Here is a 22208-nt window from a genome sequence, read left to right on the forward strand (position 1 = left end):
GATATTGGAACGTATTTTGTTTAATCTTTCACATTCCAAATTATATAGTATCATGGCTTTTATTGTAAAACAATAGAAGCTATGCATTCATTTTTTCCAAGGTTCTACAATATGTATCGTTTTATTTGTTGCATCCAACTCTACTTGAACACCGATAGGCATGGTAATCATGGGATGTGTATGACAACAATCGAAGTCAGCTAGAAAAGGAATTCTTTGATTTTGAAGTACTTCTAATAGTATTTCAAAAGGTTTTCGATTTGTACCACAATCATCAAATTGCTCATGTTTTCCAAGAATGATACCTGAAATTTTATCGAATACACCGTTAATTTTAAGTAATGAAAAGCTTCTTTCAATAGTAGCTGCATCTTTTGAACTGTCCTCAATGAAGAGAATGTCGCCTTCTTGAATATGTGGCATATAGGGGCTACCCCAAATTCCTTGTATCGTGTTTAAATTCCCGCCAATAATACGCCCAGTAGCTTTTCCATCAATTACTGAAATCCAATCGTTTGGTCGAAGTTCTTTCTCCTTCGTCTTTTCTTCCCAATTAATAAATTCATCTGACCAAAATAATGGTTGTTTTATATGATAAGGAAGAGAATGATCATGTAGTAAAGTTTCAGCAAAATATTTGTATGTGCAATCAACAAAAGGTTCAAATTCGCCAAAGGAAGGGACGAGAGCTGGTCCATAAAATGTAGGGATTCCTGTTTTGGCGTAAATTGCTAGTAATAAAGCAGTTGCATCTGAATACCCAATCATTATTTTAGGGTTCTTTAGAAAAGCATCATAATCAATATAAGGTAATATTGAATTTGAATTCATCCCACCAATTGTTGACATAATACAAGAAATATTAGGATTTCTTATTAAGACATTTAGCTCCTCAGCACGCTCTTGTATACTACCAGAACGATAAAAATCATATCGACCTGTTAATGAACCTTCTAATATATGAAACCCTTTCTGTTGTAAGTAAGATTTTGCTCGTTCAAATCTTTTTGGAGAAGTGTAGGTTACTGGTGAAGAAGGGGAGTAGATCCCAATTGTGTCTCCGTATTTTAATGATTTTGGAAGTAGCATTTGTATGAATCCCTTCTATTAAATAGTTTATCTCGCTATTTGACGGGTAGCCCGATTGGGGGGGCTGATTAAAGTTTCGCTTTATTTACGAGATTTTATTATTGAATATTCTTACGTTTCAACATTGTAAGTTTAACATAAATAAATTAAAATAATCATTGCTGTATATGAATAAATATACCTTTTACCTTGACTGTATAATGGAATTGTTGATAAGGTTAAATGTGAGTGTATAAAAGGTTTGCTAAAGGAGTTTTGAAATGAATCGGTTAAAATGGGGAAGGATGACAGTCCTATTAGTCATTATTTTAGGGATATGTTGGTTCTTATTCCAAGGAAATCAAAAGAGCGTAGCGAATGTAGAGGGACAACCTTTGCAAGTGGCAGAACTACCTAAAGCAGGATTTACTGAAAAAGTAGTCCCGCCAAAGTACATCCCACCAGAAATTAACGCAAAAGCAGCTATGATTATCGATGCGAGTGATGGAGATATTATTTATCAATATAATGAAAATGAAGCTTTTGCACCAGCTAGTATGTCTAAGATGATGACAGCGTATCTCCTACTAGAGAGTATACATAACGGGAAAGTTCGCTGGGAAGATCCAGTGAAAATGAGTGCGAAGGCGGCACAAACAGAGGGAGCGAGAATCCCAGTACAAGTTAATGACACATTAACTGTTAAAGATTTATATCATGCATTAATGATTGAGTCAGCTAATAATGCAGCTGTGGCTTTAGCAGAATATATGGCAAAATCGGAGAAAGATTTCGTTCAGCTTATGGATGCAAAAGCGAAACAGTTAAAAATGTCGGAACATGCTAAATTTGCAAATGCTTCTGGATTACAAGAGCCAGATGGAAGTGAAACAAAAATGACGGCTGGTGATGTAGCACAATTGGCGTATCATCTTATAAAAGATTATCCGGAAATATTAGAAGTGACTCACTTACGTCAAAGTCAGCTAGCATTTAATAATATTAATGTTATAAGCACAAACGACATGTTAAATAAAAATAATAAAAGTTTATATATAGAAGGAATAGACGGACTAAAGACTGGATTTACAGATAGTGCAGGATACTGTTTTACTGGGACTGCAAAGCAAGGTGATAATCGAATTATTACAGTGGTCATGGGGACATCAAGTAAAACAAAACGTTTTACAGAGACAAATAAGTTAATGTCGTATGCATTTGGATTAGTTAATTAAGTAAGTAAAATACGAATCTAGATCGCTACATAAGTAAGACTGTTTGTTGTTACTAATTTTAGATAACAACAAACAGTCTTTTTATTTTCATTTTAAAAAGGAAAAAGAGTCTAAATACAAGTGTTAACATTTGAGTTTATTTGTTGCTGTGATATTATAAAGTTATAAGCTTATTAATAATAAGTTTGAGGGGCGTAATATGATATATACATATGAAATAGCCTCAATTGAAAATTGGAGGGAATTATGATGGCAAAAGATTTTTACTCAGCAATTGAAGACAGAAGATCTATTTATGCGATTAGTAAAGAGCAAGTAGTTTCTGATGAAAAAATTCAAGAAGTGATTTATCATGCTGTAAAACATACACCTTCAGCTTTTAATTCTCAAAGTGCTCGTGTTGTTGTTTTATTAGGAGAACAACATGATAAATTATGGGATATTACGAAAGAAACGTTACGAAAAATTGTACCTGAAAATAACTTTGTACCTACTGAAGAAAAAATGAATGCATTTAAAAGTGGTTATGGAACGGTTTTATATTTTGAAGACAGTGAAGTAGTGGAAGGCCTTCAAGCAAACTTTGCATTATATAAAGATAATTTCCCAACTTGGTCTCAGCAATCATCAGGAATGTTACAATTTGCAATTTGGACAGCTTTAGAAATTGAAGGGTTTGGTGCTACATTACAGCATTACAATCCACTAATTGATGAAGAAGTGAGAAAAGAGTGGGGTGTTCCAGAAAATTGGAAACTCACTGCGCAAATGCCATTTGGTAAACCAGTAGTACAGGCTGGTGAAAAAGAATTCCAACCGTTAGAAAATCGTGTGAAAATTTATAAATAAAATAATTTGATAAAAGGTGAACAGGAATATAACCTGTTCACCTTTTTTTATACATAATAAGGGTTTTTTTGTCCGGCATTTTTCATCTGATTTTTTAATTCATTTTTACGTGTTTCAATAGCGGATACTTTTTGTAATGTTATCATTGAAACGAATTGAATAAAAGCATAGTATAGCTCTATATTTTTTTGTATTGGATCATCTATTATATTTCTCACAAATATGCCTCCTCTTTTTATTCCAATAAAAATCCGTATTAACGGGCAGCCCGAGTGGTGAGGGTTAAAAATTAGCGGAGGATGTATAAAACCCTTACTGATTAAAGTTTCATTTTATAAAATGAAACTTTAATCAGTTCGCTAAAATTCTTTTTTATTAAGATATGTATATAATACTATAAACATCCTATAAATTCCATTATCGGAAAAAGAGAACAGTTGGTATAGTGTGTGTTTTCTTTAAAGGAGAAATGGCTTTTGTGAAATAAATCTTACAATTCGTCAAATTATTTCAAAATTGTAGATAGTATAGAAATTTAGTTTTCTAAAAATATTATACTATTGATAAATAGAGTGATTTTTGTCATGATGAAAGTATACTTTATGTAAGAAGCTTTATAAGGAAATACATACTTGAGTTTGTATTAGGTTAATAGAATTTTTTATAATAGATAGAAAAGGGATATTTTATATTAAAATATTAAATGGAATGTCGAATTTTCATGCGATATATAAGAAATTTGAAAAAAACATTGCAAAAACACTGTGTTTAATGATAAAGTTCACATGAAGTTCACACGGATTTCACTTTGTTCATTTAAAATGAACTCTGTGTGAAAAATAAAACTCTTGCTAAAAAATGGAACTGGATGAATATTTTACTTTGATAATATTGTAAAGTATTAAAGTTTTAGTTTTTTTTAAGAGGATAGTAGGGAAAGGAAGTAAAGACAACTTATGAAAAAAGTAATTGCAGGTTTAGCAGCAGCTTCTGTAGCTGGCGTTGCAGTTCCAGGAATGGATTCTGCTCATGCACAAGTTTCAAATGAAGCGCTAAAAGAAATTAATGGACAAACTCAAACTCAAACTCAAACTCAAACGACTGTAACTGAAACAAAAACTGTAGAAACAACTTCTGAATTAAAATACACAGTAACTGCTGATGTATTAAATGTTCGTTCAGGTGCTGGTACAGGACATAACGTTATTTCTAAAGTAAAATCAGGCCAAGTGCTACAAGTAGTTGGACAAGAAAATGGTTGGTTCAAAGTAAACGTAAATGGTCAAACAGGTTATGTAAGTGGTGACTTCGTAACGACTGGTGGCAAAACAGGAACGACTGTTCAACAAGGAACAGGTACTTACACAGTAAACGTTTCTTCACTTAACGTACGTACAGGCCCAAGTACATCTCATACAGTATTAGGTTCTGTAAACAAAGGTAAAACAGTACAAGTTGTAGGTGAAGTACAAGATTGGTTTAAAATCAACTTCAATGGTGGAACTGGATACGTAAGCAAAGACTTCGTAACAAAAGGTGGTTCTGCTGTATCTAACGAAACACAACAACCAACTACAAACAACAATACTACAACAGTTCAAACTGGTGGTTCTTATGTTGTTAACACTGGTGCTTTAAAAGTACGTACAGGCCCAGCTACATACAACGCTGTAATCGGTGGAGTAACAAATGGTAAAGTATTAAACGTTACTGGCGCTGAAAATGGTTGGTACAAAATTAACCATAACGGCCGCACAGGTTACGTAAGTGCAGACTTCGTTAAGTTTGTAAAAGGCGGAGTAAACAACGTTACAAATAACAATAACAATAACGTTCAACAACCAGGTAAAGACGTACAAAAACCAACAACAGGTGGAGATACATCTTCAATCGCTGGATTCGCTAGATCTTTAAAGGGTAAACCATACAGAACTGCTGGTACAACACCTGCTGGTTTTGACTGCAGTGGTTTTATTTACTATGTATTAAATAAAACAGGTCACAACATAGAGCGCACAAATGTTAAGGGATATTGGGCTCAGTTAACAAAAACTAACAATCCACAACCAGGAGATTTAGTATACTTTAGCAATACTACAGAAGCTGGTGGTTTAACTCATATGGGAGTTTATTTAGGAAATGGTGAGTTTATTAGTGCGGAAACAACTTCAACAGGTGTGAAAATTAGTTCAGTAAATAATTCATACTGGAGCAAACATCTAGCTGGTTACACAAAAGCATACTAAGAAAAAGTAGTTTTATATACTTTTCGTATAGAGAAAAGGCTTTCCAAGGAAACTTGGGAAGCCTTTTTATAGTTGAATAAATTGGAGGTTTAATAGTTTTTATTTTAACTTTCCATTTAAAAATCGATCATATAAGTCATGGAAATAGTTAGGACGAAATAAGTTCGCTGCATGTCCTGCTAAAGGTATTTCCTTATATAAAACGTTGGGTAAAATAGATTTTAAATCAAATAGGCAAGATTTATAGAGATGATCATGCTCTCCCATTACCCATAGTATAGGGTGAGGAAGTGATTTTAATTTAGATTTTAAATCGAATTCTAACCGATGTCGTAATGACTGGGCAATTATGGATGAATGTAATTGTAATCCGAAACGGTAGTAAATATTTCTTGAAATGACTGCGAACGGATTTGCTTTTAGTATACCACTTGGAAAAATAGTATTTGCGTATTGAGAGAGCCATTTAGAGTATTCATCTCCTCGCTTCTCCCAAAAATTTTGAAATACATTATATAAACGAGAAGGGTTATTGTAATGTCCTCCAATATGACAAATACTTAATACTTTTTCTGGATGCATTTGTGCAAAAATTGTAGAGATGTAACAGCCGTAACTTAGCGCACAAATATGTGCTTTTTTAATACCTTCTTGCTCATATAAGTTTAATAATTGATCTACGAGGCGCTGTAATGAAAAGTCGATTGCTTCTCCTTTATCATCACCGTGACCTAATAAGTCATAAGTTATAATGTTGTAGGAGGAAGAAAAACGTTTTTGTTCCTTTTTGAAGGCGCGACGATTGCCAACTAATCCATGAATAAAAATAATTGTTTCCTTTTTAGAATGTATATTTGTTTGCAAAAAGGATACTCCTTTCACTAACTGGAGATTTATATCGTGTTGTAAATTATTTATCTATAATTTACATAGAATAATATTAAGTACCAGGTAATAATATCAGATGTTTATACCTGTTGTAAAGATGAGTTTTTATGTATATTTTGTAAAAATAGAAAAAGTGTGTTTACATTCAGTTTACATTTGTATCGTATTCTAATTTTAGAAAGAACAGTTTTGTTTACCACGAGGAGATGAACAGGAATGGAAGTTAGAAATGGAATGAAGAAAAAAGGGAGTTGGAGGCAGTTTTTACGCCTTATTCAAGATACAAATCCTCCGAAAGGAATTTTAGTTTTTGCGTTATTAATGAGTTTGCTTTCTACGGGAGCGAGTTTATTTATTCCTATGCTTACAAAAGGATTAGTAGATAATTTTTCGCTTTCTTCAATTAGTGCAGGACAAATTGTTGGATTAGTTGCTTTCTTTGTAATGCAAACTATTGCGGCAGGGTTGTCTATATATTTACTAAATTATATTGGGCAGAAGATTGTAGCGGGACTAAGAGAACGTTTGTGGAAAAAGGTACTTATCTTGCCGGTATCTTATTACGATCAAAATAGAACAGGTGATACAATTAGCCGTATGACGAATGATACAGGTGTAGTGAAAACGTTAATTTCTGAGCATTTGTCAAACTTATTAACAGGCGGTATTTCAATTGTTGGATCGTTAATTGTATTATTTGTTTTAGATTGGAAAATGACTGCGTTACTTTTAACGGTTATTCCGTTGTCTGTATTAATTTTAGTTCCACTTGGACGAAAAATGTATAAGATTTCAAAAGCGCTTCAAGATGAAACGGCATCTTTTACAAGTGTGTTAACGCAAGTGTTATCAGAAATTCGTTTAGTGAAATCTTCAAATACAGAAAAAAGAGAATATGAAACGGGCAATACAGGTATACAAAAGTTATTACAATTTGGTTTGAAAGAAGGGAAAGTGCAAGCATTAATTTCGCCAGTTATGTCGTTTGTTTTAATGGCACTACTTGTTATTATCGTAGGGTATGGCGGGATGCGAGTTTCTAGCGGTGCATTAACAACCGGTGAACTTGTAGCGTTTATTTTGTATTTAGTTCAAATTGTAATGCCGATGAGTCAATTATCTATGTTCTTTACACAATTCCAAAAGGCAATTGGTGCAACGGAAAGAATTAGTACGATTTTAGAATATGAAGTAGAAGATCATGAAACTGGTGTGAAAGTGACAAATGCTAAGCAACCGATTGTTCTTGAAAATGTACATTTTGAGTATAACGAAGAAGAGCAAGTTTTGAAAAATATTGATTTCACAATTGAATCTGGGAAAGTGACAGCGATTGTAGGACCAAGTGGTAGTGGGAAAACAACGTTATTCTCATTACTGGAACGTTTTTATGAGCCAACTAGTGGCGCCATTAAATTAGGGGAAGAATCAATTACGAGTTATTCATTAGAGTCATGGCGACGTCAAATCGGTTACGTATCACAAGATAGTCCGTTAATTGATGGAACAATTCGTGATAATATTTGTTACGGTGTTGAGGGCGAAGTAACGGATGAAGAAATTGAAAAAGTAGCAGCAATGGCATATGTTGATGCATTTATTCATGACTTACCAAACGGTTATGCAACAGAAGTTGGAGAACGCGGTGTGAAGCTTTCTGGGGGACAAAGACAGCGAATTGCTATTGCCCGAGCGTTACTTCGAAATCCGCAAATTCTTATGCTCGATGAGGCAACTTCAAGCTTAGATAGTAAATCTGAGTCTGTCGTTCAAAAAGCATTAAATAACTTAATGAAAGGCAGAACAACATTAGTGATTGCACATAGACTTTCTACTGTTGTAGATGCAGATAAAATTATCTTTATTGAAAAAGGGAATCTTACAGGTAGTGGTACGCATGATGAATTATTACAGACGCATGATATGTATCGTGAGTTTGCAACGCAGCAATTGAAAATTAAAGAGGGTGCATTATAAAATGAATCATCAGTGGGATTTTACTCCACTGATGATTCATTTTTAAAAAATATATTAGATGCTAAGTAGAAAGGAAATGGTTCCTTTGATACCTAAAATTTTAATAGTAGACGACGATCCACACATTAGAGAACTCGTTTCTGTATTTTTAGAACGAGAAGGTTTTCAAACATATGAGGCAATTGATGGAGTAGATGCACTTCAGAAAATGGATGACGTAAAAGTCGATATGGTTATTCTTGATATCATGATGCCAAATATGGATGGATTTGATGTATGTTTTGAATTAAGAAAATACTATGATATCCCGGTTCTGATGCTAACTGCCAAAGGAGAAACATCACAAAAAGTAAAAGGATTTCACCTTGGGACAGATGATTATCTTGTAAAACCATTTGATCCTATAGAACTAGTAGTGAGAGTAAAGGCATTATTGAAACGTTACCAAATTACAGTTTCGCAATCGATTCAAGTTGGAAATGTATTATTAAATCGTAAAACATTCGAAGTTACATCTGGAGAACAAACGGTTACGTTACCGTTAAAAGAATTTGAGCTGCTCTTTACTTTAGGGGCTAAATCGGGAAGAACTTGTTCGAGAGAGCAATTAATTGAAGAAATATGGGGATATGATTTTGAAGGGAATGAACGTACACTAGACGTTCATATTAATCGGTTACGTGAGAAGTTTCAAGAAGAGCAATCGAAATTTAGTATTAAAACAATAAGAGGATTAGGGTATCGCTTAGAGGTAAGTAAATGAGAAAAAGAAAACGAATGAGTAAGTTGAAGATGCTGAAAGTATTTGGAGCAGTATTAGCGCTCTTTTCTATTCTTACTATCATTTGGTCTATCGCATTTTATGTAGCAACTAGTTTATTGAATGCTTTTGACGTAAACGTATCGCCGTTTGTTGCCTTTCTAATTAGTGATATGGTCGGTTTTGTCTTTATTATTCTTATTTGGACATTGATTGGAATATTAATGAGACCAAAACGAGAGGCGATGATTTGGACTATTATTGAACCGATACAAAAAATTGCAAAAGGAGACTTCTCCGTAAAAATAAGAAATGAAGAAAAGTATGATGGTGAAATTGGCGTGCTCGTAAAAAGTATAAATGATATGACAGATGAACTGAATACGATGGAGAAAATGAGACAAGAGTTTGTATCGAATGTTTCTCATGAAATACAGTCACCGTTAACTTCTATAAAAGGATTTGCTAGAGCACTACAAGACGATAATCTTTCTGAGGAAAAAAGAAAGCATTATCTTACCATTATTGAAACTGAAACAACGAGATTATCTAAACTAAGTCAAAATTTACTAAAGCTAACTCTTTTAGAATCAGAGGAGTATACACCAGAAAGAGTGAGCTATCGATTAGATCAACAATTAAAGCAAATTGTGTTAAATAGTGAACCACTCTGGGCTGAAAAAGAAATTGAGTTAGAACTAGATTTAGAAAAAGTATATGTTATTGCTGACCAAGAAAGTATGAGTCAAGTGTGGATTAATTTAATTCATAATAGTATTAAATTTACTCCAAGCGGTGGTACGATTACTATTCAGTTAAAGGAACATGAGACAGTAGTGGAAGTGCGTATCCATGATTCAGGAATTGGTATATTAGAAGAACAGAAACAACATATTTTTGAGCGTTTTTATAAAGCGGATTCTTCACGAAATCGTGCCTATGGAGGAAGTGGCTTAGGTTTAGCTATTGTAAAGAAAGTACTCGACCTTCATCAAGGAGAGATAAAAGTGGAGAGTGAGGAAGGAAAAGGTACTGAATTTATTGTGCGTATTCCTAATTATGAAGAAAAATAGTGTAGTGATAAAGAACCATTTTTTATTTCATACGCAGACACTCTCTTATGAGGAGGGTGTCTTTATTTTGCATGAATAATGATAAATACGTGTAATGAATGCATAGTAATTTTCTACAGTTACCTACAAGTAACCTACGCACATGAAAGTGCATCATTGCCTTTTTACATAAACATAGATACAATTTTAATATAATACATAACTGAGATGATTAAGGAGTGTTATACTTGGCAGAATTATTACAAGGTAAAAATGCTTTAATTACAGGAGCAGGTAGAGGGATTGGTCGCGCTGTAGCAATCGCATTAGCGAAAGAAGGCGTAAATGTAGGCTTATTAGCTCGTTCAGAAGAAAACTTAAAAGCTGTAGCGAAAGAAGTAGAAGCAGAAGGTGTAAAAGCTGTTATTGCAACTGCTGATGTTTCTTCATACGAAGAAGTAACAACTGCGATTGAAACGTTAAAAAATGGTTTAGGATCTATCGATATTTTAATTAATAACGCTGGTATTTCTAAATTCGGTAAGTTTTTAGAACTAGACGTTGCTGATTGGGAAAAAATCATTCAAGTAAACTTAATGGGTGTATACTATGCAACTCGTGCAGCTTTACCGAGCATGATTGAACAACAATCTGGTGATATCATTAACATTTCATCTACAGCAGGACAAAAAGGTGCACCTGTAACAAGTGCATATAGTGCTTCTAAATTTGGTGTCCTTGGCTTAACAGAATCGTTAGCGATGGAAGTTCGCAAACATAACATTCGTGTAACAGCTTTAACTCCAAGTACAGTAGCAACTGATATGGCTGTAGATTTAGGATTAACTGATGGAAACCCTGATAAAGTAATGCAAGCAGAAGATATTGCAGAATTTATCGTAGCGCAGCTGAAATTAAATAAACGTACATTTATTAAATCTGCTGGGCTTTGGTCTACTAATCCATAGGAATTAAATTTAACTTTAAAAGAAGGGATATCTATTCTGTAAGGGGTAGATGTCCCTTCTTTATTTTTTGTATTCGAGACAGAATTTTCGGTATAATTAAAAGTGAATGGTAGAAAGCATTGGGAAATTGAAAGGGATGGCAGTTGTAAAAGAGTGATGTAAGGAGGAAAAAGGATGAAAAAGAAGTTTCAAAAATTATAACATGTATCGTGTATAACGAGATTAGCTCGTGGACCTCCAATATACATAACACTATATTATATATTAAAAAATTGGAGGATATAAGTAGATGAGAACTGAAAAAGAAATGTTAGACGTAATTATAAATATAGCAAAAGAGGATGAAAGAATTCGAGCAGTTATCATGAATGGATCGCGTGTAAATCCAAATGTGAAAAGAGATTGTTTTCAAGACTATGATATTATGTATGTTGTAAATGATATACAATCTTTTACGTCTAATCATAATTGGGTTCATAGATTTGGAGAAATAATGATAGTACAAATGCCAGAAGAAATGTCGTTAGTTCAACCAGATGAAGATGGGAAGTTTCCGTATTTAATGCAGTTCATGGATGGGAATCGGATTGATTTAACGCTAGTTCCAGTTGAGTTAATAAAAAAGTTCGTTGGACAAGATAGTTTAAGTAAACTGCTTCTTGATAAAGATAATTGTATGGAAGGATTCCCGCCAGCAAGCGATAAGGATTACTTAATAAAAAAGCCTACAGAAAAAGAGTTTTTGGATTGCTGTAATGAATTTTGGTGGTGTAGTACAAATGTGGCAAAAGGGTTATGGAGAGAGGAACTTTCTTATGCAAAAGGAATGCTTGAAGGACCAGTGCGAGATATGTTCATTGTAATGCTAGAATGGCATATTGGTATGAAAACAGACTTTACAGTTAATACAGGGAAGTTTGGAAAGCATTTCGAGCAATATATTGAAGAAGATATGTGGGAGCAATTTAAAAGGACATTTTCTAATGCTGAATATGAAAACATATGGGAGTCATTCTTTGTCATGAGTGATTTATTTAGGGAAGTGGCGAACGAAATCGCTAACACGTATGAATATCAATATCCGCAAGATGAGGATGATAAAGTGACGAACTATTTAAAACATGTGAAAGCTTTGCCAAAAGATAGTACATCAATTTATTAATAATATAAAGTAGTAAGACTGTCCTAATTAAGGACAGTCTTATTTTTGTTTATGAATAACAATTTCTCTAACAAAGTGCAGATGAATCACATATGAAAATTTAGGGAGGTTTTTTATCATGTATTATTTTTATTCGCCACAAATGTTTGCTCCATATCAATGGGGACTAGAACGAGATGTTTCGTATGCTTATATGCCATATAATTCATTTTATTATGGAGACTATATAAACTCATTGCCATACGCATATATCCCTCAAAATTATGAAGTACAAATGAAAGCATATGATCGTGGATCGTGGACACCATTTTCATGGGTTGAAAAATATGCGTACGCATTTTCAGGACCGTATAATAAAGCGGAAGTCGCTCTTACATTTGATGATGGACCAGATTTAGAATTCACGCCAAAAATATTAGATAAGTTAAAACAACATAATGTAAAAGCTACTTTTTTCTTACTTGGTGAAAACGCAGAAAAATTTCCGAACGTAGTAAAGCGTATTGCAAATGAAGGGCATGTAATTGGTAATCATACGTACAGTCATCCGAATTTAGCGAAAGTAAATGACGTTGAGTACCGTAATCAAATTATAAAAACGGAAGAAATATTAAAACGTTTAGCCGGCTATGCCCCTAAATTTATACGTCCACCGTATGGTGAAATACTTGAAAATCAATTGAATTGGGCAACTGAGCAAAATTTTATGATTGTACAGTGGAGTGTTGATACAGTTGATTGGAAAGGTGTAAGTGCCGATACGATTACAAATAATGTGTTAGGGAATTCATTTCCAGGTAGTGTCATACTGCAGCATTCTACTCCAGGTGGGCATTTACAAGGATCTGTTGATGCACTAGACAAAATCATTCCGCAGTTAAAAACGAAAGGGGCACGTTTTGTAACACTTCCAAGTATGTTCCAGACATCGAAAGAAAGAAAGTGAATGTGTTATAAATTGGAAAAATAAAGGTTGTGTCGTATAATGAAAGTGTAAGTTAGGGGGGGATAATTGATTGATGCACTCGTAAACATAGGAATAAGCATATTGATTGGTATTATTTTTATACTTGCGGCAATTATTCTTCAAAAAAATCCACCGACCGATATTAATGCGGCATATGGTTATCGTACGAAACGATCTATGAAAAATAAGGAATTATGGGATGCGGGTAACAGGTATAGTGTAGAAGTGATGAAGCAAAACGGATTTATCATGATGTTAATTGGAAGTGTTATTAGTATACTGTTTAGATATCCACATACAATAATAGCGATTATGGTGGTTATGGTATTGTTAATCATTCGCTTATTTATACGAGTAGAGAACAGATTAAAGACAATTGAACAATGATGATAAGGAAAATAGGACTCTCAGTCAATGATAGATAGGAGTCCTATTATATTTACAAACTATTATTTTTTAGTAGTTCTTTTCCTTGTGCAACAACAAATTCATAGTATGCAAGATCATACGGATAAATATCTTCAAATGTTATCGTAATCGGTTTATTGTTTAAGACTGAAATCGTTTTTAAAGATGAAATCTCTCCATTTAATAGTTGTAGAAAAGAAGTTGCATGTACTTTCATCACATCGTCTACTTCTTCACCTGGTGCGAATGGAAGTGGATTGATGACATTGTGAAAATACATATGACAAAATTCACGATCAGTAAGATTTGAAATTTCATAGTCTATTTTAAAGATTCCTTTGTATACTAAATCAGTAGTTTGAAAGGAAAGCCCCAATTCTTCTTCGATTTCACGAAGACCACCAATTTGTACATCTTCATCATGCATAATATGTCCAGCTGAAGTAATATCCCATATACATGGAGCTTCTTTTTTATTTTTAGAGCGTAACTGGAAATATAAGAATATATCTTTAGCATCTTTTTCTACAAACCAACAGTGAAATGTTTCGTGCCAATCACCGTCACGATGCACTTCATCGCGTAATTTCTTCCCAAGTGTATTTCTTTCAGAATCAAATATTGTTAACCACTCTGTCATTTTAATTCCCCTTTCTGCAAATTTTATTATACAATATTCGTATTGAATTTTGGGAAAATAAAGAAAAAGGGGCGATTATAAGTGGAGATAGAGCGTATGGAAATAAAATCGATTATTTCAACAGAGGAAGAGTTACGAAAAATATTGGGGCAACCAAGTGAGCGAGCATTGAAAAAAGTTATTTCATCATTAGACCACCATTGTGTAGATTTCCTTTCTAAATCTCCTTTTCTAGTATTATCTACTGCAAATAAGTTGGGGGAGTGTGACGCCTCGCCGAGAGGAGACGCACCTGGATTTGTATACGTACTCAATAATAATAAAATTATCATTCCAGAAAGACCAGGAAATCGTCGTATAGACTCCATTTTGAATATTATTTCAAATCCACGTGTAGGACTAATCTTTTTTATTCCAGGTCTTGGGGAGACACTCAGAATAAATGGCCGAGCATATATTACAAACGACGAAGAAATTTTGAAAGAAATGCAGGCGAATGGACGCAATCCGTTACTTGGAATTGTTGTTGAAATAGAAGAGTGTTACATTCATTGTGCAAAAGCGTTTATTCGTTCTAAGATGTGGGAATCAGAATCTTGGTTAAATAAAAAAGAGTTACCTTCAGCAGCAAAAATGTTGCTGGAGCATGCGAAAGTGAATACTTCAGAAGAAGATGTTGCACGTTCTTTAGAAGAAAGTTATACAAAAAGATTGTATTGAAAATTTTATTGATATAGTTTTGTAAGGTGGGTATGTACGGGTTTTAGAATGGGGAATTTATCCCGCATTAACGGGCAGTAAGATTCCTACCTCAAAATTCAGCGAAAACAAAGAAGTTAGGTGGGGATAAACAAAATCCCCACTGATTAAAGTTTCACTTTATATATGAACCGTTGATTTATAAACTGGAGAAATGACAAAATAGGTAAATTGAGTGGCAGTTGCATAATGTTATTGTGAAATATAATAAAAAATTATTTTGAAAATAGTTAGTAAAAATAGGCTTGCTTTTTAAAAAGTTGATAACTATAATAAGTTAACAAATAGACATGAACGAAAAAGTAATGATAAGGACACGAAATCATTTTTACGGTTTACAGAGAGGGAAGTCAAGGGTGTGAGCTTCCTAACACGAGAAATGGTTTTACCACCTTTGAACTTCAATAGTGAACGAGTAATCTAGTAATTATTGGCGGTATCAGCCGTTATCTGAACTTGAGCAATCTAGGAGGAGGTACGTCTAGATTGGAACAAGGGTGGAACCACGAAAACACATTCGTCCCTTTCCTAGGGAAGAATGTGTTTTTTTTATAGTATTATAGATTGAAAATTTAAAATAATTAAAAATATTATTGATTTTGTTTTTTATGCGAGTATAATGAGTTAACAAATAAACATGAACGAAAAAAGTAACGATAAGGACACGAAATCATTTTTACGGTTTACAGAGAGGGAAGCCAAGGGTGTGAGCTTCCTAACACGAGAAATGATTTTACCACCTTTGAACTTCAATAGTGAACGAGTAATCTAGTAATTATTGACGGTATCAGCCGTTATCTGAACTTGAGCAATCTAGGAGGAGGTACGTCTAGATTGGAACAAGGGTGGAACCACGAAAACACATTCGTCCCTTTCCTAGGGAAGAGTGTGTTTTTTTATTACTTTGAAAGGAGGTGCGGTAATATGAAACGATTTATAAGTACGGAAATAACCACCACCTGCATGACAAAAAAGCAGAGTAAGGTGATTTATAGATGTAACAATTAAACTTTTAGGAGGAGATTAGAAGATGAATAACGTTATAAATGTTGGGGTATTAGGTTTAGGTACGGTCGGAAGTGGTGTTGTTCATATTTTGAAAGAACATTATAAAAAAATCGCACTTGATACAGGATACGAAGTGAAAGTGAAAACAGTCGTTGTACGTGATTTGGAAAAAGAACGCGATGTTTGTATTGATGGAATTGCAGTAACAAGTCATGCAGATGAAGTTCTAAATGATTCAAATATTGATATTGTAGTAGAGGTAATGGGTGGAATTGAAGAAGCAAAGCAGCATATTGTTAAGGCTTTACGAAATAAAAAGCATGTCGTAACAGCAAATAAAGATTTAATGGCTGTATATGGTGCAGAGCTTCTTCAACTGGCGAACGATAATGATTGTGATTTATGTTACGAAGCGAGTGTAGCGGGCGGTATTCCAGTGTTAAGAGGACTAACTGATGGGCTAGCATCAGATCAAATTGAAAAAATAATGGGAATTGTAAATGGTACAACAAATTATATGTTAACAAAAATGAGTCAAAATGGATGGTCTTATGAAGAGGCTTTACAGGAAGCACAAAAATTAGGCTTTGCAGAATCGGATCCGACAGCAGATGTAGATGGACTAGATGCGGCAAGAAAAGTAGCAATTCTTGCAAACTTAGGTTTTTCGATGAATGTTTCATTAGATGATGTGCAAGTAAGAGGGATTCGAAAGGTCGAAAAAGAAGATTTACAAATGGCTGAAAAGTTAGGATTTACTATGAAGTTAATTGGTAAGGCTGAAAAACAAGGACCAGCCATTCATTTAAGTGTAGAACCGACGCTTTTACCGAGCCAGCATCCATTATCAAATGTGAATAATGAATTTAATGCGGTGTATGTCCATGGCCAAGCGGTAGGAGAAGTAATGTTTTATGGACCCGGAGCTGGGAAGTTACCGACTGGTTCTGCTGTAGTAAGTGATATTATTTCAATCGTTAAAAATATGAATCAAGTTCCGAAAAATAAAAGTGCGTTAAAAGAACCAGTTCCTTATGAATTACAAGGTGATGAAGAAGTAGTTTCGAAATATTTCTTACGTATTTCATTACGAGATGAGCCTGGGATGTTGCAAAAAATAACAGAATGTTTCGTTAATTATTCTGTAAGTTTAAAAGAGGTTATTCAATTACCTTTAAACCGTGAACTGGCAGAAGTCGTTGTTGTGACACATCGAACTTCCAAGTATCAATTTGAACGAGTTTTAGAAGCGATAGAAGCTGTCGCAAGTGAAATAAACAGTTACTACATTATTGAGGAGGAAAAACAATATGTATAAAGGACTATTAAAACAGTATGCGTCTTATTTACCAGTGAATGAAAATACACCTGATGTCAGCTTAATGGAAGGAAACACGCCACTTATTCCATTATTAAATATATCAAAACAATTAGGGATTCAGCTATACGGTAAGTACGAAGGAGCGAATCCGACAGGTTCTTTTAAAGATCGTGGTATGGTCATGGCAGTTGCTAAGGCGAAAGAAGAAGGTTCAGAAGCAATCATTTGTGCATCAACAGGTAATACATCAGCATCAGCTGCAGCATATGCGGCACGTCTTGGGATGAAATGTATTATCGTAATACCAGAAGGAAAGATTGCACATGGAAAATTAGCGCAAGCGGTCGCTTATGGAGCTGAAATTATTTCAATAGAAGGGAATTTCGATGATGCACTTAAGGCTGTAAGAAATATTGCTGCAGAAGAGCCGATTACGTTAGTAAATTCAGTGAATCCTTATCGAATTGAAGGGCAAAAAACGGCAGCATTTGAAATTTGTGACCAATTGCAAAATGCACCAGATGTTCTAGCTATCCCTGTTGGGAACGCAGGAAATATTACAGCATATTGGAAAGGTTTCTGTGAATATGAGAAAGAAAAAGGTTATAAGAAGCCAAGAATCCATGGTTTTGAAGCGGAAGGAGCAGCTGCAATTGTAAAAGGGCATGTAATTGAAGAACCTGAAACAATTGCAACAGCGATTCGCATCGGTAACCCAGCAAGTTGGTCGTATGCAGTAGAGGCTGCCGAGCAGTCTCGTGGTGAAATAGATATGGTATCAGATGAAGAAATTTTACATGCGTATAGGTTATTAGCAAAAACTGAAGGAGTTTTCGCTGAACCAGGATCAAATGCTTCATTAGCCGGCGTAATTAAACATGTTGAATCTGGAAAAATCAAAAAGGGAGAAACAGTTGTTGCAGTATTAACTGGAAATGGTTTGAAGGATCCTGATATCGCTATTTCTTCAAATCAACTAGACATCGCAAATGTGTCAAATGATATAGAACAAATTAAAGATCATATTAAAGGGGTGATTATGTCGTGATACCATTTAGCGTTCGTGTCCCTGCTAGTACGGCGAATGTTGGTCCTGGATTTGATTCAGTTGGAATAGCTTTGTCATTGTATTTAGATGTGGTGGTTAAAGAAAAAGCTGATAAATGGCAAGTAATCCATTCCTTTGAAGAATCAATTCCAGCAGACGATAAAAATTTAATCGTTAGCACGGCATGTAAAGTATGTCCTTCTATATCACCCCATATAATAGAAGTTACTAGTAATATCCCATTAACGAGAGGGCTAGGAAGTAGTGCATCAGCGATTGTAGCTGGGATAGAGCTTGCGAATCAACTAGGCAATTTGAACTTAACTGCTGATCAAAAAGTTCAAATTGCTACAAATTTTGAAGGACATCCTGATAATGTTGCTGCTTCTATATTAGGTGGAACTGTAATTGGAGCACTTGATGGAAAGGATGTTTCCGTCGTAAGAATTGAGAGCAAGGAATTAGGTGTAGTTTCTCTCATTCCGAATGAAGAATTAAATACAGATGAAAGTCGATCTGTATTACCAAAGATGTTTCCGTTTCATGAGGCAGTTAAAGCGAGTGCGATAAGTAACGTATTAGTAGCTGCATTATGTCAAAAGCGGTGGGAAGTTGTAGGTGAAATGATGGAGAGAGACCATTTTCACGAGCCATATCGTTTAGAACTCGTACCGTTATTACCATCTATTCGTAAATGCGCAAAAGAATTTGGTGCGTACGGCACAGCACTTAGCGGTGCGGGACCATCTATTTTTATATTAGCACCATATGAGAAACGTCAAGAAATCGCTGGGCAGTTAGCGAGAGTATTTACAGATATGAAAGTATGTGAGCTTGAAATCGACCATAAAGGTATTATTGTAAATAAGGAAGAGCATATTGGATCGTAAAGAAAGCTGGCATGGCTAGCTTTCTTTACGTTGCAAACCTATTTTAAATTAGGTTTTTTCGGAAGAAAATATAAAACAAATGTTGATTTTGAATAATGTAAGTAAAGAGTGCATTCATTTTGGAGGTGATTACATGAATAAAGAGTCACCAGAAGAAAAAAGAGAGCGTATGAGACAAAGTGAATTAAAAAGTAATCCTACGGGTTCTTTACGTGACGGACTCAATAGAGCGGAAACAGGTAGTCCAGTTGATATAGCAGGCGGTATGAATTGGAAAGGCACAGGAATAATCATTTTAGTACTATTTTTAGGATACATTGTATACACTTATTTTTTCAGTTGAAGAATGCTTGTTAAAATTTTGATTTGCTTAGTTTCATAATTATTGAGAAAAAAACGCAGTTACTGTATTACATATCTTCTAAGCAAGTTATAGTTGTTCATATCAACTTTTAATACTCCAAATAGAGCTAGCAAAATGCTAGCTCTATTATTTTTTGCCACATTCCTGTAACAAAGCACCTGTATATTCATTGGTGGAGGTGCAGAGGATGAAAAAAATGATAGCGATATGTCTTCTTACAACTATGTCGTTTTCGACTTTAGTCGGTTGTGACGTAAAAGGTAGTAATGCTGTACAAGAGTCTAAAATAAAGAAAGCGACGTATAAAGATTTTAATTATGATGTAAATCCAGAAACATTCACATTAACTGTAGAACATGAGGGGGTAAAGGAACAGGCATCACAACCCCTACCGAAAATGAAGGTATCGAATGTAAAAAAAGAAAAGGATCGTACATCGTGGGAATATCCAGATCAAAAAGTAAAAATAAAATTAGAAAAGAAAAAAGACCACTTAAACATTGAAGTGGAATCGACTGGTGCAGAAAGCTTTACATGGCCGAAAGTAGAAGCTGAAAATTATACACTTCCGTTATGGGAGGGTAAGCAAATTCCGAGCAATGATGAGAATTGGAAGAAGTTTTTAAAGGATGATGCATATTCATTTGCTGAATCATTTTCTATGAAGTTTTTCGCATTAAATGGTTCGAAATATTCAATTGTATATATTGCAAAGAATATGTTTAATAATGAATTGAAATTTCATTCGGATCCGAAAATAGGATTTGATTTTACACATGAATTTCCGAGCATAAATAAAAATAAAACATATGGATTTCGATTATATGTGACAAATAATGATGCGGTAAGCATTACTAAACTGTATAAGGATGATATTGTTCAAAAAGGTGAATTTAAAACATTACAAGAAAAGGCTAGAAAAAATAAAGAAATCGAAAAGTTATATGGAGCGGCGCATTTTTATTTTTGGAATCAAAATGGTTTATCAGAAAGTAATATAAATTGGTCAAAACTAAGAGAGCAAATAAATAGCCCGCTGTTTAGTCATATAAAAGAACTTATTCAAAAGAATAGTTCAGAGTCTGGGGAACTGAATGTATTAGATCAAGTAAGTAAACAAGATTTTATTGATAAGTATCAAAAAAATGTTATTTTACGTTATATAAACGAAGTGTTATCTATGAAGGAATTTTATAAAGAGGATATTTTTCAAAACGTTAATCAGGAAGCTAGTGTGCTATTAAAGAAAGGTGTAGGTCACTTAACGAATACAGAATTGTATAGCTTAAATAAGCATTTATTAAAGTCGCTACTTGGTGATGCGGTTGAAGAGGTAAGTAAATGGGGTAATGCAGATGGAACGGACATACTAAAGGAAATGAAAGAGGCAGGAATAGAAAAAGCATGGATTGGTCTGCCGAACTGGGAACAAGGATTTATGCAACCTAATTTCGTGACAAAAGCTAAGGAAATGGGGTATTTAGTTGGTCCGTATGATTCGTATCATTCCATTCACGAAAAAAGTGATAAAAATTGGAACACAGCATCCTTTAATGACCCATCATTATACGAAGAGGCTACTGTAACGAAGAAAAACGGAGAAAAGGTGCAAGGCTTTTTAGGTAGAGGTCGCAAATTAAACCCGACTTTATCGCTGCCTAGTGTAAAGGAACGCATGAATGATATATTACAAAATGGTCCTAAATATAATTCATGGTTTATTGATTGTGATGCGACAGGTGAAATTTACGATGACTATTCAGCGAAACATATAACGACGCAAGAGCAAGATTTAAAAGCACGTTTAAAACGAATGGACTACATTGCGCAAGAAAAGGATATGGTCGTTGGTTCTGAAGGCGGAAATGATTTTGCTAGTAGTACGATTGCATTTGCACACGGGATTGAAACACCTGTTATTAAATGGGACGATGAAGATATGCGGAAAAATAAAACAAGTCCGTATTATGTCGGTGGATATTGGTCACCAAATCAAAATGTGCCTGAAAAATATGCAAAACAAGTACCATTGAAAGAAGAATATAAACAAGTATATTTAAACCCAGTATATTCGGTACCATTATATAAATTAGTATACAATGATTCCGTTATTACAACGCATCATTGGGAATGGGGAAGTTTAAAGGTAAAAGATGAAGTTGGAAATCGAATGCTGTCTGAATTATTGTATAATGTTCCTCCGTTGTACCATTTAGATGAAGTAGAGTGGGATAAGCATAAAAAAGAAATTACAGAGCATCTAAAAGTTTGGAATGAAGTTCATGAAAAAGCAGTAAAAGAAGAGATGACGAATTTTGCGTATTTGTCAGAAGATAAGCTAGTACAATCTGTTTCTTATGGAAAAGATATTAAAATCATTGTGAACTTCTCAAATGAAGACATGGAAATAGAAAAAACGAAAATAAAAGCAAAGTCGGCTTACATTGATAATCAGGGGAAGAAAAGTGTGTATACGCCGTTTGAGAAATAATAAAGTTAAATATACTGTATTCATAGAGATTTTATAATTAGCTGGATTCTTTATTCATATCGTTTGTTAGGAAAAAGACATTCTAATTTAAAATGAAAGAGTTAATA

20 protein-coding genes and 2 other annotated features are annotated in these 22208 nt (G+C 34.1%); of the genes, 16 read left to right on the forward strand and 4 right to left on the reverse strand.

Features of this window, described 5'->3' with window-relative positions; all coding sequences use genetic code 11:
• Positions 1-87 precede the first annotated feature (87 nt).
• Positions 88-1089 (reverse strand): S66 peptidase family protein, encoded by a 1002-nt coding sequence (locus NST90_RS09495; RefSeq protein ID WP_000926318.1) that lies wholly within the window; start codon positions 1087-1089, stop codon positions 88-90.
• 260 nt (positions 1090-1349) lie between these two features.
• Here NST90_RS09495 and NST90_RS09500 point away from each other — a divergent pair, with 260 nt between their 5' ends.
• Both NST90_RS09500 and NST90_RS09505 read left to right on the forward strand, forming a co-directional pair.
• A complete protein-coding gene (locus NST90_RS09500) occupies positions 1350-2303 on the forward strand; it encodes a D-alanyl-D-alanine carboxypeptidase family protein (protein ID WP_044307236.1) in 954 nt (317 codons plus the stop codon).
• Between the two features lie 246 nt (positions 2304-2549).
• Entirely contained in the window at positions 2550-3152 is a 603-nt protein-coding gene (locus NST90_RS09505; RefSeq protein ID WP_175879510.1) for a nitroreductase family protein, read from the forward strand.
• A 47-nt stretch (positions 3153-3199) separates the two neighbouring features.
• On the opposite strand, the gene NST90_RS09510 is transcribed toward NST90_RS09505, so the two are convergent.
• Complete coding sequence (locus NST90_RS09510) at positions 3200-3370, reverse strand: hypothetical protein (protein ID WP_001244279.1); 171 nt, start codon at positions 3368-3370, stop codon at positions 3200-3202.
• A 738-nt stretch (positions 3371-4108) separates the two neighbouring features.
• On the opposite strand from NST90_RS09510, the gene entFM reads away from it, so the two are divergent.
• On the forward strand, positions 4109-5398 hold the full coding sequence (gene entFM / locus NST90_RS09515) for an enterotoxin EntFM (protein WP_283748208.1): 1290 nt from the start codon (positions 4109-4111) through the stop codon (positions 5396-5398).
• A gap of 99 nt (positions 5399-5497) precedes the next feature.
• Here entFM and NST90_RS09520 read toward each other — a convergent pair whose 3' ends face one another.
• Positions 5498-6262 (reverse strand): alpha/beta hydrolase, encoded by a 765-nt coding sequence (locus tag NST90_RS09520; protein ID WP_001194314.1) that lies wholly within the window; start codon positions 6260-6262, stop codon positions 5498-5500.
• Positions 6263-6502: 240 nt separating this feature from the next.
• Here NST90_RS09520 and NST90_RS09525 point away from each other — a divergent pair, with 240 nt between their 5' ends.
• From NST90_RS09525 to NST90_RS09555, 7 genes are all read left to right on the forward strand, one after another.
• A complete protein-coding gene (locus NST90_RS09525; RefSeq protein WP_016122339.1) occupies positions 6503-8263 on the forward strand; it encodes an ABC transporter ATP-binding protein in 1761 nt (586 codons plus the stop codon).
• A gap of 85 nt (positions 8264-8348) precedes the next feature.
• A complete protein-coding gene (hitR, locus tag NST90_RS09530) occupies positions 8349-9026 on the forward strand; it encodes an envelope stress response regulator transcription factor HitR (RefSeq protein WP_000612413.1) in 678 nt (225 codons plus the stop codon).
• Complete coding sequence (gene hitS / locus NST90_RS09535) at positions 9023-10096, forward strand: envelope stress sensor histidine kinase HitS (protein ID WP_001231629.1); 1074 nt, start codon at positions 9023-9025, stop codon at positions 10094-10096. Before hitR ends, hitS begins: the two co-directional genes overlap by 4 nt.
• A gap of 227 nt (positions 10097-10323) precedes the next feature.
• Entirely contained in the window at positions 10324-11043 is a 720-nt protein-coding gene (locus tag NST90_RS09540; RefSeq protein ID WP_000818985.1) for a 3-ketoacyl-ACP reductase, read from the forward strand.
• 289 nt (positions 11044-11332) lie between these two features.
• A complete protein-coding gene (locus tag NST90_RS09545) occupies positions 11333-12205 on the forward strand; it encodes an aminoglycoside 6-adenylyltransferase (RefSeq protein ID WP_001258539.1) in 873 nt (290 codons plus the stop codon).
• Between the two features lie 118 nt (positions 12206-12323).
• Entirely contained in the window at positions 12324-13151 is an 828-nt protein-coding gene (locus NST90_RS09550; RefSeq protein ID WP_000291222.1) for a peptidoglycan-N-acetylglucosamine deacetylase, read from the forward strand.
• Positions 13152-13217: 66 nt separating this feature from the next.
• Positions 13218-13559: an SdpI family protein gene (locus NST90_RS09555; protein ID WP_000564329.1), complete on the forward strand. Its 342-nt coding sequence runs from the start codon at positions 13218-13220 to the stop codon at positions 13557-13559.
• A 52-nt stretch (positions 13560-13611) separates the two neighbouring features.
• On the opposite strand, the gene NST90_RS09560 is transcribed toward NST90_RS09555, so the two are convergent.
• Positions 13612-14220: an NUDIX domain-containing protein gene (locus NST90_RS09560; protein ID WP_000141378.1), complete on the reverse strand. Its 609-nt coding sequence runs from the start codon at positions 14218-14220 to the stop codon at positions 13612-13614.
• An 81-nt stretch (positions 14221-14301) separates the two neighbouring features.
• Here NST90_RS09560 and NST90_RS09565 point away from each other — a divergent pair, with 81 nt between their 5' ends.
• The 6 genes from NST90_RS09565 (at position 14302) to NST90_RS09590 (ending at position 22101) form a co-directional block, all read left to right on the forward strand.
• Positions 14302-14940 carry a pyridoxamine 5'-phosphate oxidase family protein gene (locus NST90_RS09565; RefSeq protein ID WP_000402142.1) on the forward strand — a complete coding sequence of 213 codons (639 nt, stop codon included), beginning with the start codon at positions 14302-14304 and terminating at the stop codon, positions 14938-14940.
• A 335-nt stretch (positions 14941-15275) separates the two neighbouring features.
• Positions 15276-15507 (forward strand) — a binding site (T-box leader).
• A gap of 116 nt (positions 15508-15623) precedes the next feature.
• Positions 15624-15855, forward strand: a binding site (T-box leader).
• A gap of 154 nt (positions 15856-16009) precedes the next feature.
• A complete protein-coding gene (locus NST90_RS09570) occupies positions 16010-17305 on the forward strand; it encodes a homoserine dehydrogenase (protein ID WP_001066901.1) in 1296 nt (431 codons plus the stop codon).
• Positions 17298-18356 carry a threonine synthase gene (thrC, locus tag NST90_RS09575; RefSeq protein ID WP_000276437.1) on the forward strand — a complete coding sequence of 353 codons (1059 nt, stop codon included), beginning with the start codon at positions 17298-17300 and terminating at the stop codon, positions 18354-18356. The genes NST90_RS09570 and thrC overlap by 8 nt, the downstream gene beginning before the upstream one ends.
• Positions 18353-19246 carry a homoserine kinase gene (gene thrB / locus NST90_RS09580; protein WP_000612098.1) on the forward strand — a complete coding sequence of 298 codons (894 nt, stop codon included), beginning with the start codon at positions 18353-18355 and terminating at the stop codon, positions 19244-19246. Before thrC ends, thrB begins: the two co-directional genes overlap by 4 nt.
• 133 nt (positions 19247-19379) lie before the next feature.
• Positions 19380-19589 (forward strand): DUF6366 family protein, encoded by a 210-nt coding sequence (locus tag NST90_RS09585; protein WP_001031482.1) that lies wholly within the window; start codon positions 19380-19382, stop codon positions 19587-19589.
• 208 nt (positions 19590-19797) lie between these two features.
• On the forward strand, positions 19798-22101 hold the full coding sequence (locus tag NST90_RS09590) for a glycoside hydrolase (protein WP_283748207.1): 2304 nt from the start codon (positions 19798-19800) through the stop codon (positions 22099-22101).
• The last annotated feature ends 107 nt before the right edge of the window (positions 22102-22208 follow it).

The organism is Bacillus sp. FSL E2-8900 (genome assembly GCF_037966225.1).
Classification (GTDB): Bacteria; Bacillota; Bacilli; order Bacillales; family Bacillaceae_G; genus Bacillus_A; species Bacillus_A cereus.

What these genes read in the sequence shown, in the direction of transcription:
- NST90_RS09560 (WP_000141378.1), bottom strand. Translation starts at nt 14,220, where the DNA reads ATGACAGAGTGGTTAACAATATTTGATTCTGAAAGAAATACACTTGGG.
- thrC (WP_000276437.1), top strand. Translation starts at nt 17,298, where the DNA reads ATGTATAAAGGACTATTAAAACAGTATGCGTCTTATTTACCAGTGAAT.
- NST90_RS09505 (WP_175879510.1), top strand. Translation starts at nt 2,550, where the DNA reads ATGATGGCAAAAGATTTTTACTCAGCAATTGAAGACAGAAGATCTATT.
- NST90_RS09545 (WP_001258539.1), top strand. Translation starts at nt 11,333, where the DNA reads ATGAGAACTGAAAAAGAAATGTTAGACGTAATTATAAATATAGCAAAA.
- NST90_RS09585 (WP_001031482.1), top strand. Translation starts at nt 19,380, where the DNA reads ATGAATAAAGAGTCACCAGAAGAAAAAAGAGAGCGTATGAGACAAAGT.
- NST90_RS09550 (WP_000291222.1), top strand. Translation starts at nt 12,324, where the DNA reads ATGTATTATTTTTATTCGCCACAAATGTTTGCTCCATATCAATGGGGA.
- hitS (WP_001231629.1), top strand. Translation starts at nt 9,023, where the DNA reads ATGAGAAAAAGAAAACGAATGAGTAAGTTGAAGATGCTGAAAGTATTT.
- entFM (WP_283748208.1), top strand. Translation starts at nt 4,109, where the DNA reads ATGAAAAAAGTAATTGCAGGTTTAGCAGCAGCTTCTGTAGCTGGCGTT.
- NST90_RS09495 (WP_000926318.1), bottom strand. Translation starts at nt 1,089, where the DNA reads ATGCTACTTCCAAAATCATTAAAATACGGAGACACAATTGGGATCTAC.
- NST90_RS09570 (WP_001066901.1), top strand. Translation starts at nt 16,010, where the DNA reads ATGAATAACGTTATAAATGTTGGGGTATTAGGTTTAGGTACGGTCGGA.
- NST90_RS09525 (WP_016122339.1), top strand. Translation starts at nt 6,503, where the DNA reads ATGGAAGTTAGAAATGGAATGAAGAAAAAAGGGAGTTGGAGGCAGTTT.
- NST90_RS09590 (WP_283748207.1), top strand. Translation starts at nt 19,798, where the DNA reads ATGAAAAAAATGATAGCGATATGTCTTCTTACAACTATGTCGTTTTCG.
- NST90_RS09500 (WP_044307236.1), top strand. Translation starts at nt 1,350, where the DNA reads ATGAATCGGTTAAAATGGGGAAGGATGACAGTCCTATTAGTCATTATT.